This window comes from Bradyrhizobium sp. AZCC 1578 (assembly GCF_036924675.1).
Classification (GTDB): domain Bacteria; phylum Pseudomonadota; class Alphaproteobacteria; order Rhizobiales; family Xanthobacteraceae; genus Bradyrhizobium.
In genome coordinates this window covers 6365019-6381199 of sequence record NZ_JAZHRZ010000001.1, presented here as the reverse complement: position 1 = coordinate 6381199, position 16181 = coordinate 6365019, and the positions used below count along the sequence as shown (strand labels likewise).

Annotated in this window: 15 protein-coding genes; 7 read left to right on the top strand and 8 right to left on the bottom strand. The window is 63.1% G+C overall.

From position 1 onward, the window contains the following. Positions 1-9: 9 nt before the first annotated feature. Together V1290_RS30435 and V1290_RS30430 are read right to left on the bottom strand one after the other, a co-directional pair. Entirely contained in the window at positions 10-1554 is a 1545-nt protein-coding gene (locus tag V1290_RS30435; protein WP_334367789.1) for an acyl-CoA synthetase, read from the bottom strand. 143 nt (positions 1555-1697) lie between these two features. Further along, positions 1698-2513, bottom strand: coding sequence for a crotonase/enoyl-CoA hydratase family protein (locus tag V1290_RS30430; RefSeq protein WP_334367788.1), 816 nt, complete (start codon positions 2511-2513; stop codon positions 1698-1700). Positions 2514-2605: 92 nt separating this feature from the next. Here V1290_RS30430 and V1290_RS30425 point away from each other — a divergent pair, with 92 nt between their 5' ends. Further along, the gene (locus V1290_RS30425; RefSeq protein ID WP_334367787.1) at positions 2606-3478 is read left to right on the top strand and encodes an SDR family oxidoreductase; all 873 of its coding nucleotides are present in this window, start codon (positions 2606-2608) and stop codon (positions 3476-3478) included. A gap of 192 nt (positions 3479-3670) precedes the next feature. After that, complete coding sequence (locus V1290_RS30420) at positions 3671-5251, top strand: fatty acid--CoA ligase (protein ID WP_334367786.1); 1581 nt, start codon at positions 3671-3673, stop codon at positions 5249-5251. A gap of 103 nt (positions 5252-5354) precedes the next feature. Here the strand turns inward: V1290_RS30420 and V1290_RS30415 are convergent, their stop codons facing one another. Then, entirely contained in the window at positions 5355-5825 is a 471-nt protein-coding gene (locus V1290_RS30415) for a GFA family protein (RefSeq protein WP_334367785.1), read from the bottom strand. A 24-nt stretch (positions 5826-5849) separates the two neighbouring features. Continuing rightward, positions 5850-7121, bottom strand: a complete 1272-nt coding sequence (locus V1290_RS30410) for an acyl-CoA dehydrogenase family protein (protein ID WP_334367784.1) — start codon at positions 7119-7121, stop codon at positions 5850-5852. 221 nt (positions 7122-7342) lie between these two features. On the opposite strand from V1290_RS30410, the gene V1290_RS30405 reads away from it, so the two are divergent. After that, entirely contained in the window at positions 7343-8122 is a 780-nt protein-coding gene (locus tag V1290_RS30405) for an enoyl-CoA hydratase-related protein (protein ID WP_334367783.1), read from the top strand. Positions 8123-8262: 140 nt separating this feature from the next. On the opposite strand, the gene V1290_RS30400 is transcribed toward V1290_RS30405, so the two are convergent. From V1290_RS30400 to V1290_RS30390, 3 genes are read right to left on the bottom strand one after another with little or no spacing between them, the layout of a single operon-like run. Further along, positions 8263-8643, bottom strand: a complete 381-nt coding sequence (locus V1290_RS30400) for a DUF6285 domain-containing protein (RefSeq protein ID WP_334367782.1) — start codon at positions 8641-8643, stop codon at positions 8263-8265. A 1-nt stretch (position 8644) separates the two neighbouring features. After that, a complete protein-coding gene (locus tag V1290_RS30395) occupies positions 8645-9631 on the bottom strand; it encodes a phosphotransferase family protein (RefSeq protein ID WP_334367781.1) in 987 nt (328 codons plus the stop codon). Then, complete coding sequence (locus V1290_RS30390) at positions 9628-10419, bottom strand: enoyl-CoA hydratase/isomerase (protein WP_334367780.1); 792 nt, start codon at positions 10417-10419, stop codon at positions 9628-9630. The genes V1290_RS30395 and V1290_RS30390 overlap by 4 nt, the downstream gene beginning before the upstream one ends. A 161-nt stretch (positions 10420-10580) precedes the next feature. On the opposite strand from V1290_RS30390, the gene V1290_RS30385 reads away from it, so the two are divergent. Continuing rightward, positions 10581-11360, top strand: coding sequence for an SDR family NAD(P)-dependent oxidoreductase (locus tag V1290_RS30385; RefSeq protein ID WP_334367779.1), 780 nt, complete (start codon positions 10581-10583; stop codon positions 11358-11360). 243 nt (positions 11361-11603) lie between these two features. On the opposite strand, the gene htpX is transcribed toward V1290_RS30385, so the two are convergent. After that, the gene (gene htpX, locus V1290_RS30380; protein ID WP_334367778.1) at positions 11604-12536 is read right to left on the bottom strand and encodes a zinc metalloprotease HtpX; all 933 of its coding nucleotides are present in this window, start codon (positions 12534-12536) and stop codon (positions 11604-11606) included. A 318-nt stretch (positions 12537-12854) separates the two neighbouring features. On the opposite strand from htpX, the gene V1290_RS30375 reads away from it, so the two are divergent. From V1290_RS30375 to V1290_RS30365, 3 genes are all read left to right on the top strand, one after another. Then, complete coding sequence (locus tag V1290_RS30375; protein WP_334367777.1) at positions 12855-13235, top strand: VOC family protein; 381 nt, start codon at positions 12855-12857, stop codon at positions 13233-13235. An 85-nt stretch (positions 13236-13320) separates the two neighbouring features. Next, positions 13321-14655 (top strand): amidohydrolase, encoded by a 1335-nt coding sequence (locus V1290_RS30370; RefSeq protein ID WP_334367776.1) that lies wholly within the window; start codon positions 13321-13323, stop codon positions 14653-14655. A 190-nt stretch (positions 14656-14845) separates the two neighbouring features. Continuing rightward, positions 14846-16120 (top strand): acyl-CoA dehydrogenase family protein, encoded by a 1275-nt coding sequence (locus V1290_RS30365; protein WP_334367775.1) that lies wholly within the window; start codon positions 14846-14848, stop codon positions 16118-16120. The last annotated feature ends 61 nt before the right edge of the window (positions 16121-16181 follow it).

Here is a 16181-nt window from a genome sequence, read left to right as displayed (position 1 = left end):
CGGCGCCGGCTAAATCCTCCGCCCTGCCCGCTCCCAATAGGGATCGCGCAGGCGGCGCTTGAAGATCTTGCCGGAATCTTCCCGCGGCAGGTTGGACTGGATTTCGATGTGCTTTGGCACCTTGTAGTCGGCCAGCGCGACCTTGAGCTGGTTGCGGATGGAACTCGGATCTAGCGTCACCGCCGGCTGCGGCTCCACCACAGCCATCAGCGCCTCGCCGAATTCGGCGTCGGGAATGCCGAACACCGCGCAATCGTGCACGCCGGGAATCGCATGCAGCGCAGCCTCGATCTCGGCCGGATAGATATTGACGCCGCCTGAAATCACCATGTCGCGCTTGCGGTCGCAGATGAAGACATAGCCGTCCGCGTCGATATAGCCGACATCGCCCGAGGTGATGAAACCGTCGCGATCGATCTCGGCGCGCTTTTCCGGCTTGTTGTGGTAGGTGAAATCAGGATTGCCTGCGATGCGCGAGTAGATTTCGCCGATCTCGCCCTGCGGCAGTTCCCTGCCGTCGTCGCCGATGAAGCGCAATTCCGCACCCGGCGCGATCTTGCCGACGGTGCCGGGCTTCTTCAACGCGTCCTCGGAAGTCGCAAACGTAACCGCACCTGACTCGGTCGAGCCGTAGAATTCGTGGATGATCGGCCCCCACCATTCGATCATCGCGCGCTTGACGTCCGCCGGACAGGGCGCGGCAGCATGGATGACATGGCGCAAGGACGACATGTCATACTTCCTGCGCACTTCCTCGGGCAGCTTCATCAGCCGGATGAACATGGTCGGCACCATGAAGATGGTGTCGATCTTCTCGGTCGTGACCACGCGTAAAAATTGTTCCGCGTCGAAGCGCGGCATGATCACCAGGGCGCCGCCGAGACAGCCGGCGCGCAGGCCGAACGAGTTCGGCGCGGAATGATACAGCGGCCCTGGAAGCAATGCGCGGGCACCCGGCTTGAGGCCGTAGATCAGCGCGCGCATGCGCTCGGCGTTGGCGCTTTGCTCCGGCGTCGGCGCAAAGCGGCGCACGCCCTTGGGATGGCCCGTCGTGCCGGAGGTGTAGATCATGTTCTGCGGCTGCGGCACCGCCGGGCCTTCATAGCGCTGGTGTTGGTTCAGCCAGGATTCGTAATCGATCGCGAAGTCGGGCGTCGTCAGACGATCCGGATTGATCTTGTAGTTGCCGAGAATCTCCGGCGGGGTCGGCACGCTGAGCGCCGTGACGCCTTGCGGGATCGCCTCGCGTAGCTGATGCAGCATGTCGGCATGCGCGACCAGCACGGATGTGCCCGAATCCTTCAGCACATAGTTGATCTCTTCCGGCTTGAAGTGCCAGTTGACCGGCACGCCATAGGCGCCGAGCCGCATCGCGGCATAAGCCGCTTCGATGAAGGTGATGTCGTTGCGCATCAACATGGCGACGCTGTCGCCTTGTTTGACGCCGAGCCTTTGCAGCCCGCAGGCGATGCGCTCGGTCCGTTCGGCGACTTCGCCGTGGTCGCGCCGGCGCTCGCCGCTGATGATGCCGAGGAAGAGTTGGGAGGCTGACATTGTCTCTTTCCGATCTGCTGTCGGGTTTTGATGACCCTCATGGTGAGGAGCGCGTCTTCGCGCGTCTCGAACCATGAGGCCACAGACGGGCCTACATCCTTCGAGACGGCGCTTTGGCGCCTCCTCAGGATGAGGGGCTGATATTACCCCGCGTCCGCAAACCGCGGCGCGCGCTTTTCCATATTGGCGCGCACGGCTTCGGTCTGGTTGGGGCTGCCGAGCAGCTTCTGCTGCTCGACGGATTCGGCCAGCAGCGCCGGAGCCGGATCGACGGAGAGCTTGTTCAGCATACGCTTGGCGGCACGGATCGCGTCGGGACTTTTGCCGGCGATTTCGCGTGCGACCTCGAAAGCTGCCGTGCGCGGATCGTCGCAGATCCGCGTCGCGAGACCATAACTCATGGCCTCCTGCGCGGAGAAGATGCGGCCGGTATAGGTGAGTTCGCGCAAAATATCGTCGCGGACGAGGCTTGCGAGAATGGGCGTGCCGGCCATGTCGGGCACCAGGCCCCATTTGATTTCCATGATCGACATCCGCGCGTCTGGCGTGAGGAATCGCATGTCGGCCCCGAGCGCGAGCTGGAAGCCGCCGCCGAACGCCACGCCCTGGATCGCGGCGATCACCGGCACCGGAAGCTGGCGCCAGCCCCAAACCGCAGCTTGCGGAAAGTTCGCGATGCCATGGGTGCGTGCAGTGAGGTCGCGCTTCTCGCCGCCGGCGATCCCGTTACCGCCGCTTTCCTTCATGGCCTGAAAGCGTCCCATATCGAGACCGGCGCAAAACGCCCGCCCCTCCCCGGACAATACTACCACCCGGAGGCCCTTTTCATTGGCCAGCCGCTCGGTAGTGGCCACCAGTGCCTCAAACATCGCGGCATCGAGCGCATTCATCTTGTCGGCACGCACCAACCGGACATCGGCAATGCCGTCCGAAATCGAGATCGAGACGCGCTGCTCCATGAAAAAATCTCCTCAGTTGCTGCTTTACAGAACGGTGTTGTCCGGTTTTAGTCAATCGACCAATTAACAGACAATCCCCTTGGGTGGAAACGATGTTCAACGATCAGCTTCTCGCCGGGCGACGCATTCTCGTGACCGGAGGCGGCACCGGCCTCGGCAAATCCATGGCCGCGCGGTTCCTCCAACTGGGAGCCGAGGTCCACATCTGCGGCCGCCGCAAGATCGTCTGCGACGAGACCGCAACCGAATTGATGGATCTGCATGGCGGGCGCGTGGTTAGCCACGGCGTCGACATTCGCAATGCCATGGCCGTTGATGAAATGATCGAACAGATCTGGACCTCGGGTCCCCTCACCGATCTCATCAACAATGCCGCCGGCAATTTTATCTCGCGCTCGGAAGAGCTCTCGCCGCGCGGCTTTGATGCCGTCGCCAACATTGTCATGCACGGCACCTTCTACGTGACGCACGCTGTCGGTCGGCGCTGGATCGCCGCCAAGCAACGCGGCAACGTGGTATCGATCACGGTGACCTGGGTGCGCAATGGCTCGCCCTATGTGGTGCCGTCGGCGATGAGCAAGTCGGCGATCCACGCCATGACGATGTCGCTTGCGGTCGAATGGGGCAAATACGGCATCCGCCTCAACACCATTGCGCCCGGCGAAATCCCGACCGAAGGCATGAGCAAGCGCATCAAGCCGGGCGACGAGGCCGGCGCGCGCACGCGGGCGCAGAACCCGATGGGCCGCGTCGGCACCATGGAGGAATTGCAGAACCTCGCGGTATTCCTGATCTCCGGCGGTTGCGACTGGATCAACGGCGAGACCATTGCCATGGACGGCGCGCAGGCGCTCGCGATGGGCGGCAATTTCTATCAGTTGCGCGACTGGAGCGACGACGACTGGAGCAAGGCGCGCGACTCGATCAAGGCGCAGAACGAGAAGGACCGCGCCGCGCGGGGGTAGTTGTCGTCCCTGCGAAAGCAGGGACCCATAACCACCAGCGCCAGTTGTTACGAAGGCAACCAGCCGCATCGTCCTTCCGATAGGCCGCGGCGTATGGGTCCCTGCGTTCGCAGGGACGACTGAGCCGTATTGTCTTTGTCGCGCGATACCGCCAAACTCCGCGCAACGATAACAAGACGATACGGGAGAGACATGTCCGCTTCGCAGCAATTGACGACCCTCGTCGACATGGTGCGCGAACGCGCCAGAACGCGCGGCGACGCGATCGCCTATGAGTTCGAGGGACGCCAGACCAGCTTCGCCGAGTTCGACATCAAGACCAACCGCGTGGCGAATGCGCTGATTGCGATGGGCGTCAAGCCGGGCGAGCGGATCGCCTACCTCGGCAAGAACAGTGACATCTATTTCGAACTGCTGATGGGCGCGATGAAGGCCAAGGTGGTGATGGCGCCGGTGAACTGGCGGCTCGCCGGTCCCGAGATCGCCTTCATCGTCGGCGACTGCAAGGCGCCGGTGCTGTTCGCAGGACCCGAGTTCATCACGCAGGTTCGCAACATCAAGGCGCAACTGCCCGACGTGCGCCACGTGATCACCACCGAGGGCGGCGCGCCGGAATGGCAGGATTTTACGGCCTGGCGCGACGCCGCCAGCGGCGACGATCGGAACGTGGCGATCAGCCCGAAGGATATCGCGATCCAGCTCTATACCTCGGGCACCACGGGCAAGCCCAAGGGCGCGATGCTGTCGCACGCCAACTTCCTCAATCTGGTGCACGCCGGCAGCGAGGCCGAGAAGCCCGAATGGAACAAATGGTCGAGCGACGACGTCTCGCTGGTGGCGATGCCGGTTTTCCACATCGGCGGCTCCGGCTGGGGCGTGATGGGGCTGTATCACGGCGCCAAGGGCGTGATCGCCCGCGAGTTCGATCCGACCAAGGTGCTGGACTTCTTCGAGCAGTCCGGCGTTACAAAACTGTTCATGGTACCTGCCGCGATGCAGTTCGTGGTACGGCAACCGCGGGCGCGGCAGGTGGATTTTTCGCGCCTGAAATACATGCTCTACGGCGCATCGCCGATTCCTGCTGCGTTGCTCAAAGAGTGCATCGAGGTGTTCAAGTGCGGCTTCGTGCAGTTGTATGGGATGACCGAGACGACAGGCACCATCGTCGCCCTTCCGCCCGAGGATCATGTCGAGGGGCTGGAGCGCATGCGCTCCGCCGGCAAGGCGCTGCCCGGCATCGAGCTTGCGATCCTCGATCCCGACGGCAACCAGTTGCCGCCGCGCCAGGTCGGCGAGATTGCGACCCGCTCCGGCTCCAACATGGTCGGCTACTGGAACCTGCCGGAGGCCACCGCCAGGACTCTCGGCAGCGACGGCTGGCTGCGCACCGGCGATGCCGGCTACATGGACGAGGACGGCTACCTCTACATCCACGACCGCATCAAGGACATGATCATCTCCGGCGGCGAGAACATCTACCCGGCCGAAGTCGAAAGCGCTATCTGCGATCATCCTGATGTCGCCGAAGCCGCCGTGATCGGCATCCCCGACGACAAATGGGGCGAAGCGGTGAAGGCGATCGTGGTGATGAAGCCGGGCAAGCAGGCGAATGCCGCCGACATCATCAATTTTACGCGCGAACGCATTGCGGGATTCAAGACGCCGAAATCGGTCGACTTCATGGAAGCGCTGCCGCGCAATCCGTCGGGGAAAATCTTGCGGCGGAATCTGCGTGAGCCGTATTGGGCGGGCAAGGACCGGCAGGTGAACTAGCCTGCCGCCGTCATTGCGAGGAGTGCAAGCGACGAAGCAATCCATCTGTCCGTTATGCCGCGACATGGATTGCTTCGCTTCGCTCGCAATGACGGCCTAGCACCTACTTCTTTACCCGCTCGCGCAGCGCCCGCCGGCGCTCCTTGGCTTCGTCCGACCAGACCTCGTTGACATCGTAGAATTCGGCAAACGCCTTTGCGCCCGGCGGCAGAGTCACCCAGGGCTGCTTGGTGGAGGTGAAGATGTGAACGTCCGGCGGGCACTGCGACGGATCATCCATGGTACCAACGCGGACAAAACGCACGGCGGGCCCGGAGCCCGGATAGTTGCTCCAGACCGCGACCTTGCACACCGGGCAGCGCGCGATGCGCTGGCCCTTGCCGCTCGCCGACGGCGTGTCGATGATCTCGGGCTCGGCGGCGATATGCTCGACTCTGTCGGCTTCGTACATAGCATTGAGCGCGTGCACGGTGCCGGTCTCGCGCTGGCACCAGGTGCAATGGCAGGCATGCACGATCATAGGCCTGCCGTTCAGGCGGTAGCGGATATGCCGGCATGTACATCCACCTTCCATGATCTTCTCCCTTAGCTTTTCTCCTCAATGCTTCCCAGCGCCCATATAGCCGAACAGGAATCCCGCTACCTTGCGCTTCTGGATTTCCTCGCTGCCTTCGGTGATGCGGTAGCGGCGGTGGTGGCGGTAGATGTGTTCGAATGGCTTGTGGCGCGAATAGCCCATGCCGCCATGTACCTGCATCGCGCGGTCGGCGGCCTCGCAGCACAGGCGGTTTGCCCAGTAGTTGCACATCGACACGCGGTCAGAGAGCGTGTGCTCGACCTGGGCCTGGGTGAGCTGGTCCATCTCCCAGGCGGTCTTCCGGATCAATAGACGCAACATCTCTGCCTGCGTCGCCAGCTCCACCAAGGGCCACTGGATCGCCTGGTTTTCGGCCAACGCCTTACCGAACGGCTTTCGCTCGCGCGCATATTTGACGCTCTCATTGATGCAGTAGACCGCCGCGCCCAGCGAGCTCGCCGCCTGCCGGATCCGGTTCTCGTGCACAAAACATTGCGCCAGCGACAGTCCGCGGCCGATCTCGCCGAACAGTGCATCCTCAGGGACAAACACATCCGTGAAGCTGACGCGCGGATGGTCCGTTGGCATGTTGAAGGTCCACATATACTCCTCGACCTTCACGCCCTTGCTCTTCGGCACCAGGAAGCACGTGATGCCGCGCGCGTCGCCGTCATTGCCTGATGTCCGGGCGAACAGCGCACAATGGGTCGCGACATGCATGCCGGTCGTCCACATCTTCTGGCCGTTGATGATCCAGCCCTTGACGTTGTCACGCGTCGCCTGCACCGCCCTGGTTTCCATATGCGTCGCGTCGGAACCGTGATCAGGCTCGGTGAGGCCGAAGGTGATGCGGTATTTTCCGGTGATCGAGCCTTCGATCATCGCTTTCTGCTCGTCAGTGCCGTAGCGGTCGAGCATGGTCACGAGCGGCAGGTTGCCGACGATCGAATGCTCGTTCTGCAGATCATTGTGCAGGCCAAGGCCCTTTGAGGCGAAATGCTCGCGGATGACGGCCATCCAGAGGTTGGAACCGTCCTTGCCGCCATAGCGCTTCGGGATCGCGAAGCGCAAATGGCCGGCGGCGTCGGCGAGGTTCTTGGCCTTGCGCAGCAGCGCTTCCCATTCATGCCGAGGCAAGCCGCCGTTTTCGAAATCGGTACGCGCCCATTCGCGACGATGATCGAAGAAGCGGATGTTGTCGTCGGCTTCCTCCAGCGGCTTGATCTCGCGCGCGATGAAGCGATCGAGTTCGTCGAGATAGGCCGTGAGGTCGGCAGGCAGGTTGAAATCCAAGGCGGTCTCCCGGGAATATTGTTTGTTTTGATTTGCGTTTAGGCGCTGCGTAGCGCTCCTGCTCGAACGGAATAGAGTGAGAAGACCAGGCCCAAGTCAAGCAACGGAGCAGGCCTTGGCACGCGCGGGGGCCTTGCGTAATTGGATGGTTTCGGACGACTGGCTGGCGCTATGATCGCGGCCAATATTCTTCGCCGCAGAAAATCGAAACGGGAGCAAACATGGACCTGAAATTCTCCAAGGTGACACGCAAGGGGCCGATCACGATCATCACGCTGTCGCGGCCGGAAGTGTACAATGCGCTGCATATCGACGCGCATTTCGAGCTCAACAAGGTGTTCGACGATTTTTCCGCCGATCCAGAGCAATGGGTGGCGATCGTCACCGGCGCCGGCGACAAGGCGTTCTGCGCCGGCAACGATTTGAAATGGCAGGCGGCCGGCGGAAAGCGCGGCTGGGACAAGGGCGGTTTCGCCGGCCTCACCTCGCGCTTTGACTGCGACAAGCCGATCATCGCCGCCGTCAACGGCGTCGCGATGGGCGGCGGCTTCGAGATCGCGCTGGCCTGCGACCTCATCATTGCCTCGGAGAATGCGACCTTCGCGCTGCCCGAGCCGCGCGTCGGCCTCGCCGCGCTTGCCGGCGGCGTGCACCGGCTGCCGCGGCAGATCGGGCTGAAGCGCGCCATGGGCATGATCCTCACCGCGCGCCACGTCTCGGCGAAAGAAGGCCTCGAACTCGGCTTCGTCAACGAGGTGGTTCCGGCCGGTGAAGCACTCGCCGCGGCGGAGCGCTGGGCGGAGACGATCTGCAAGAACTCGCCGATGTCGATCCGTGCCTCCAAGCAGGCCATTCAGCGCGGCCTCGAAGTGTCGCTGGAACAGGCGATCGCCGAGCAGCGCGAGTATCCGGCCGTGAAGGCGATGGCGGCCTCGCAGGATTACATCGAAGGACCGAAGGCGTTTGCCGAGAAGCGTCCGCCGAAATGGCTGGGGCGGTAGCAATTGACTCGCCATCGTCGTCCCTGCGAAAGCAGGGACCCATACTGCGTGATCTCTCTTGGCGGCGCGGTGGCAGAGACCGTTCGTCATCACGAATGCCTGTGGTTATGGGTCCCTGCGTTCGCAGGGACGACGCCGAACTAGCCACCCTTGCCCTCAAGCTCCCTTTTGTATGACGCGTAATTCGGTTGATCGACGGCCAGCTTGTCCATCGTGGTCTGCCAGAGATGTTCTGCCAATCCCGGTGTCTGCAGATCGACCTCTCCGTTCGCGATCTTCTCGCAGAGCGCCCGATTGAGATCTATCAACGCGCCATCCATGCCGAGCAACTGCTTCAACCGCGCGACTTCGGCGGCATCGCTGCCCTGCTCCAGCGCCAATTGCCGCGTCACCAGGTCGAGCGCGTTGATGCCGACGCGGAGCTTGAAGGCGTTGTGGCCCTTGACGGTGGGCGCAATCTCGTTGCGGAGGAAATCCGCGACCGCCTTGATCAGTTCGGTGGGGGTCGGTTCGTCTTGCATCCTACTTTCCTCGCGGCGCGAGTAGCCGTAGCAGATCGATCTCCGTCTCCGAGGAACGCCGACCGATCATGGCGCGTTCCATCGAATGGTCGGGGCCTTGCCGGAAACGCTGCATCATGCCGCAGCACATGATGCCCCAGCGCAGCGTGCCCATCACTTCCCAGAACATCACGCGATCAGGATCGACCGTGCGGCCGGCTTCCTCGTATCCGGCGAACAATTCCTCCCGCGTCCCGAAACCTCCGACCGGCTTGTCGATCTCGCCGAAGCGCCAGGAGTTGACGCAGATCCACCCCAGATCTTCCATCGGATCGCCGACATGCGCGAGCTCCCAGTCCAGCACCGCGCGGACGCCGTCGGGGCCGATGATCAGGTTGCCGTGGCGGAAATCGCCATGCACCAGCGTCACCTCTTGCGACGGTCCGGGATCGCGCTCACGCAGCCAGCGTAGCGCCAGTTCGAACACCGGCCGCGGCCAGTTGAAGCTGCGGTATTCCGGCTCGAGATCGGCGATCTCCCTGGTTGCGCTCATCTCGCGCAACTTCGGCAGTTTCGTCGGCGCTAAGCCGTGAATGCCGGCGATGACGCGGCCCAACTGCCGCGCCAGGATCGGCCGCGCCTTGGCGAATTGCTCATCACGCAGGATCTTGCGCGCGATGGTCTCGCCCTCGATGCGCTGCATGATGAAGCCGCGGCCGAGCTCGTCCTCCGGCTTCAGCACATGCATCACGCGCGGCGACGGCAGGCCGGCGTCATGCGCCAATTGCATCAGCGTCGCCTCGGCATCGAGGCCGGCGGCCCGCCCCGGCGATGCGCCATAGCCCGGCGGCGCGCGGCGCAGGATGGCACCGATATTGCCGGCCGGATGCACGATATCGAACGTCCAGGTCTCCTGGCTGGCGCCGCCGGAGAGCTTGGCAGCCCCGGTCACACCGGTCGCTCCCCGATACCAGGAGGCGACGCAGCGCCAAAGTTGCTCCTCGATCATTTGCCTTTGAATTTGGCGGGGCGCTTTTCGAGGAAGGCGCCAACGCCTTCCTTGAAATCTTCCGTCGCGCCCGCGATGCGTTGCGATTCGAATTCGAGGTTGAGCTGTTCCTCGAAGGAATTTTCCGGGCTGTCCCAGTAGAGCTTTCGGATCAGCGACAGCGCGATGGTCGGGCCATTGGCGAGCTCATGCGCGAGCTTCATCGCCTCCTCCATCAAGTCGGCATCGTCATGGACGCGGTTGACGAGGCCCCATTCCAGCGCCTTCTCTGCCGGCAACCGTTCGCCCATCAGCGACAATTCGACCGAGCGCGCCTTGCCGATCATGCGCGGCAACAGCCAGGTCGAGCCGCAGTCCGGCACCAGGCCGATGCGGCGGAACGCCTGCAGGAAATAGGACGAGCGGGCGCAGAGGATCATGTCGCCCATCAGCGCAAAGCTCATGCCGGCGCCCGCGGCAGGACCGTTGACGGCCGTGACGATCGGGCAATGCAGCCGGCGCAGCCGCCGCAGGAACGGGTGAAAGCCGATTTCCAGCGATTGACCGGCATTGCTCTTGCCGGGCTTCTGGTTGTTGCGGCCCTGCAGATTGGCGCCGGTGCAGAAGGCGCGTCCGGCGCCGGTCAGCACGAGGCAGCGCACCTCCTCTCGCTTCTCCTCGATCGCGTCGAGCGCTTCGCCAAGCCCACCCAGCATGTCCATCGAGACCGCGTTCATGACCTCCTGATGGTCGAGCTTGAGAACGGCGACCGCGCCATCAAAATCGAGCGTGACGTGCTTGAACTGCATTGCTTCCTCTTAACTTGTGTTTACGCGCTATTTCGCTGCGCGGAAGACCGGACGATGTCTCGCCCATATTTGATTTTCTGGGCGGCGTTGTCCATGCTTGCGCCAGAACATCTGCCCGCCGCAGGGCGCAACTCTGTTGCCAAACAAAATGGAAACATCCAATGAGCATCTTTGACCTCACCGGCCGCACGGCGGTCATCACCGGCGGCAATGGCGGCATCGGCCTCGGCATTGCGCAGGCGTTGAACGCCCAAGGCTGCAACGTCTCGATCTGGGGCCGCAATGGCGACAAGAACAAGAGCGCGGCGGCAACCATGTCGGCCGGGCCCGGCAAGGTCCATACGCAGATCTGCGACGTCACCGACCCCGCCTCCGTCAAGACCGCGATGAAGGCGACGCTCGATACGTTCGGCCGCGTCGACGGCTGCTTTGCCAATGCCGGCATCGGCGGCGGCGGACGGCGCGCCTTTATCGACCGCACAGAGGAGGAATGGCGAAAAATGTTCGCGACCAATCTCGACGGCGTCTTCCACGTGTTTCAGGCCGCCGCCCGCCACATGACCGAACGTGCGGAAGCCGGCGACAAATTCGGCCGGCTAGTTGCGACCTCGAGCCTGGCGTCCTTGTTCGGCACCGCGCGCAACGAGCACTACGCCGGCACCAAGGCGGCGCTGAACGCGCTGTGCCGCGCGCTCGCGGTCGAGCTGGCGCGCTACGGCGTCACCGCGAACGCGATCCTGCCCGGCTGGATCAAGAGCGACATGACGTCGGGGCTGATGGCCAACGACAAATTCGTCGCCAACGTAATGCCGCGTATTCCAGTGCGCCGCTTCGGCGAGCCGAGCGATTTTGGCGGCATCGCCGTGTACATCATGAGCCAGGCATCGTCGTATCATACCGCGGATTGCTTTGTGATCGATGGCGGGTATACGGCGTTTTGAGGTTGGTTGACGTAGGCGATCTCCATCGTCGTCCCTGCGAACGCAGGGACCCATACTCCGCGGCCGGCGAAATGGGCACTCGGGGCAACGGCTGCGTTTCAACAATGTAGGCTGGTGGTTATGGGTCCCCGAGCCGCGTGCGCGATTGCGCACGGAGGCAGGGACGACGCGCATCAGAGAAGTGCGCTCGACGAGAGATGGTGGGCAAGGCGCAAGAGCGCCTTTGCCCACCCTACGGTCAGTCTATCCCCACGGGCCGCGCGAGGTTGAAGTCCGGCCCCATGGGCCGCGGCCCGGATAGTTGGCGCGCGCGTTGGAGAAGGTGCCGCCCTGCGCGCCAAGCTCCGCCGCTAGCTGCTGCAACGCGGCGATGCGGTTCTCGGTCGAGGGGTGCGTCGTGAACAGATTGTCCATGCCCTGACCCGACAACGGGTTGATGATGAACATGTGCGCGGTCGCCGGATTGCGCTCGGCTTCGACATTCGGCACGACATGCGCGGCATTGGCGATCTTGGCCAGAGCGGACGCAAGCCACATCGGCTGACCGCAAATACGCGCGCCGAGATCGTCGGCAGCGTATTCGCGGGTCCGGCTGATTGCCATCTGCACCAGCATGGCGCCGAGCGGGGCCAGGATCATCATGGCAATCGATCCGATGATGCCGGGACCGTTGTCGCGGTTGCCGCCAAAGAACATGCCGAACTGCGCCAGCATCGAGACCGCACCGGCGATGGTCGCGGTGATGGTCATCAGCAGCGTATCGTGATTTTTGATGTGTGCGAGCTCGTGCGCGATCACGCCCGCGAGTTCTTCGCGGCTGACCGACTGCACCAGACCCGTGGTCACGGCGACCGCCGCGTTCTGCGGATTGCGGCCGGTGGCGAAGGCGTTGGGCTGCGGCTCGTCCATCAGGAACACGCGCGGCATCGGCAGGCCGGCGCGGCCGGCGAGTTCAGCCACGAGGTTGAAGAGGTCGGGCGCCGTGCGCTGGTCGACCTCATGGGCGCCGTACATCGACAGCACCATACGGTCCGAATTCCAGTAGGCGAAAATATTGGTCGCAGCCGCGATCACGAGCGCGATCGTGGCACCGGTGGCGCCGCCGATCAGATAGCCGACGCCCATGAAGAGGCCGGTCAGACCGGCCAACAGAATGGCAGTCTTAAAATAGCTCATTGTCGTCTCCTTGCCGCCCGCGGCGGATACGCCGGGCTGGCATCCCAAAGGTAGGAACTCCCGTGGCCACGCTTCAAGATGCCGAGGTGCGTCGAGGCGCCGCGTTTGGCGACAGGAACCAACGCGCCAGCCGGATTAACGATCCGCAATCCGGTGGGATCGCGTGGTTTTTCGGCTACCGGACCGAGCTGCTTGTAGAACGCCCGCGCCGCCGTCTACATTGCCCGGCAACGAGCAGCGTGATGAGGCGGCCCGGGAAAGTGAAGTGGCAAGCAATTTGCGTTGTTCGTCCGGAAAAACTGGGAGGGAATTGAAGAAATGTTTTCGCATGTGATGATCGGCACCAACGACCTCGACAAGGCCAAGGCGTTCTATGACGCATTGCTCGGCACGCTCGGTGTGCGGCCGGCACGGGTCGACGGCCACCGCATTTTCTACATCACCAAGACCGGAATATTCTCGGTGACCAAGCCGATCAACGGCCAGCCCGCGACGCCCGCCAATGGCGGCACCATCGGTTTTGCGGCCGACTCGCCCGAACAGGCCGACGCCTGGCACGCGGCCGGCATCGCCAATGGCGGAACGACTTGCGAAAATCCGCCGGGCATCCGCGAGGGCAGCGCGGGCAAACTCTATCTCGCTTATTTGCGCGATCTCGACGGCAACAAGATCTGCGCGATGCACAGGATGCCGGCGTAAACGAAGATTGTAGGGTGGGTTTGGCCGAAGGCGTAACCCACCCTACGCAGCACGGGTTGCGGCACAATCGAAGGAACGTCCGGCCATGAAGCGATCTGTCATCTCATTGGCGGCGTCCGCCGCGCTATTCGCAACCATCACGCTGCCCGCCCACGCCGAGCTCGATGTCGCCACCCTGCAGAAGGCGATCGAAGCCTCGCTCGCAAGCGACTATCCGAAGCTCGACGCGCTCTACAAGGAAATCCACGCCCATCCTGAGCTTGCGTTTCAGGAAGCGAAGACCGCCGCCAGGCTTGCCGCGGAAATGCGCGCGCTCGGCTTCGAGATCACCGAGAAGGTCGGCAAGACCGGGCTGGTCGCCATTTACCGAAACGGCGACGGCCCCACCATCATGGTGCGCACCGAGCTCGATGCGCTGCCGATGGAGGAGAAGACCGGCCTCGACTATGCGAGCCGCGACAAGGCCAACTGGAACGGGCGGGAGGTATTCGTCGCCCATAGCTGCGGCCACGATATCCACATGGCGAGCTGGGTCGGGACGGCGAAGACGCTGCTTGGCCTGAAAGAGCATTGGCGCGGCACGCTGATGTTCATCGCCCAACCGGCGGAGGAAATCGTGGCGGGCGCCAAGGCCATGCTGGCGGATGGCCTGTTCACGCGCTTCCCCAAACCCGATATCGCCCTCGCCCTGCATGCCGGTCCGTTCTCTCATGGCACGGGCTTCTATCGCACAGGAGTAGGCTCGTCCGCCGCCGACGGCCTCGATGTAACATTCCACGGCCGCGGCGGTCACGGTTCGGCGCCGCACACGACCGTCGACCCCGTCGGGATAGCGGCGCGCTTCATTGTCGAAGTGCAAAGCGTGATCAGCCGTGAAAAAGACCCGACTGAATTCGGTGTCGTGAGCATCGGCGCCATTCACGGTGGCACCGCTCCAAATATCATCCCCGACTCGGTGCGGCTCTCCGGCACCATTCGCTCCTACAAGCCCGAGGTTCGCGCCAAACTACATGCCGGGATCGAACGAACGGCAAAGGCGGCCGCGGCGATGTCGGACGCTCCCGCTCCCGACATCAAGATCGTCGAGGGTACCAAGCCCGTCATGAACGATCCGGATGTGGTCGCGGCCACCGCAGACGTGCTGAAGGCGGCATTCGGCGATAAGTTCAAGATTTCGCCGCCGGGGACCGCCAGCGAGGATTTCTCCGAATTCGCCGGCGCGGGCGTACCGTCGATGATGTTCAACATCGGCGTCTATGACCAGGAACGTATCGTCTCGGCACGCAACGGTGGCCCGCCGATACCGTCCAATCATTCGCCGCTGTTCGCGCCGGTGCCGAGGCCGACCATCGAAACCGGCGTCACCGCGATGACGCTCGCCGTGCTGAGCGCGTTCGATCGGCACGCCAGGCGCAAATGAATTGTAGGATGGGTAGAGCCAACGGGTCCGGCCGTTGGCTCTAACCCATCCACGCACTACGCGCTTGCCATAAGGCGGAAAATCCAGCGTCGCGCGCCCGTGCTTGTGCAAGCCCCTCCCCGCCGTCTACATTGCCGGCCAACGAGCCGAGTGCGCGATGAATGGTCTGCGCAAATGGGAGGAATAATCCATGAAACACGCCTACATCCCGCGGACGACGACCTACAATCTCAACCCGGGCGAAGAACTCAACGATTTGCGCATGTCGGACGAGGTTCGTCCGCTGTACGAGCACGTCAAAAAATTCATCCGCGAGACCGTCGATCCGATGTCGGTCGAGTTCATGCGGCTCGGCGAGGGCAAGAAGGACCGCTGGAGCTTTACGCCGGAGCAACTGGCGGTGCTGCAGAAGGCCAAGGACAAGGCCAAGGAAGAAGGCCTGTGGAATTTCTTTTTGCCCGATGCCGAGACCGGCGAAGGCCTGAAGAATCTCGACTACGCCTATATCGCGGTTGAACTGGCGAAGAATCCGCTGGCGTCGGAGACCATGAACTGCTCCGCGCCCGACACCGGCAACATGGAGGTGCTGGAGCGCGTCGGCACCAAGGAGCAGAAGGAGAAGTGGCTGAAGCCGCTGCTGGCAGGCGAAATCCGCTCGGCCTACGCGATGACCGAACCCAACGTTGCCTCCTCCGACGCCAAGAATATTTCCACCACGGCAAAACTCGTCGGCGACGAATGGGTAATCAACGGCGAGAAGTATTACATCTCCGGCGCCGGCGATCCGCGCTGCAAGATCATGATCGTGATGGTGAAGACCAATCCCGATGGGCCGCCAAGCAAGCAGCAGTCGCAGATCCTGGTGCCGATCGACACCCCCGGCGTCGAGATTTTGGGCCCGATGCACGTGTTCGGCCACGACCACGCGCCGCGCGGCCACATGCATCTGCGCTTCAACAATTGCCGGGTACCGAAGGAGAACATCTTGCTCGGCGAAGGCCGCGGCTTTGAAATCTCGCAGGTCCGCCTCGGGCCCGGGCGCATCCATCACTGCATGCGCACGATCGGCAAGGCGGAAAAGGCGCTCGACCTGATGGTTTCGCGCGGGCTCACCCGCGAAGCCTTCGGCAAGAAGATCGCCCATCTCGGCGGAAACTTGCAGATCATTGCCCAGGCGCGCTGCGAAATCGAGGCGATGCGCCTGATGGTGCTGAAAGCCGCCAAGGCGATGGACGTGCTCGGCAACAAGGAGGCGCGGATCTGGGTCAGCATGGTCAAGGCCATGGTGCCGGAGCGCACCTGCAGGATCATCGACCAGGCGATCCAGATGCACGGCGCGACCGGCATTTCGCAGTGGAGCCCGCTCGGCGAGATGTACCAGGACGTCCGCCACCTCCGCTTCGCCGACGGTCCGGACGAGGTGCACTGGATGGTGGTCGGAAGGCATGAACTGAGCATGCCGTAGGTTGATTTCGATGCAACCGTCATTGCGAGGAGCAAAGCGACGAAGCAATCCATTCCTCAGC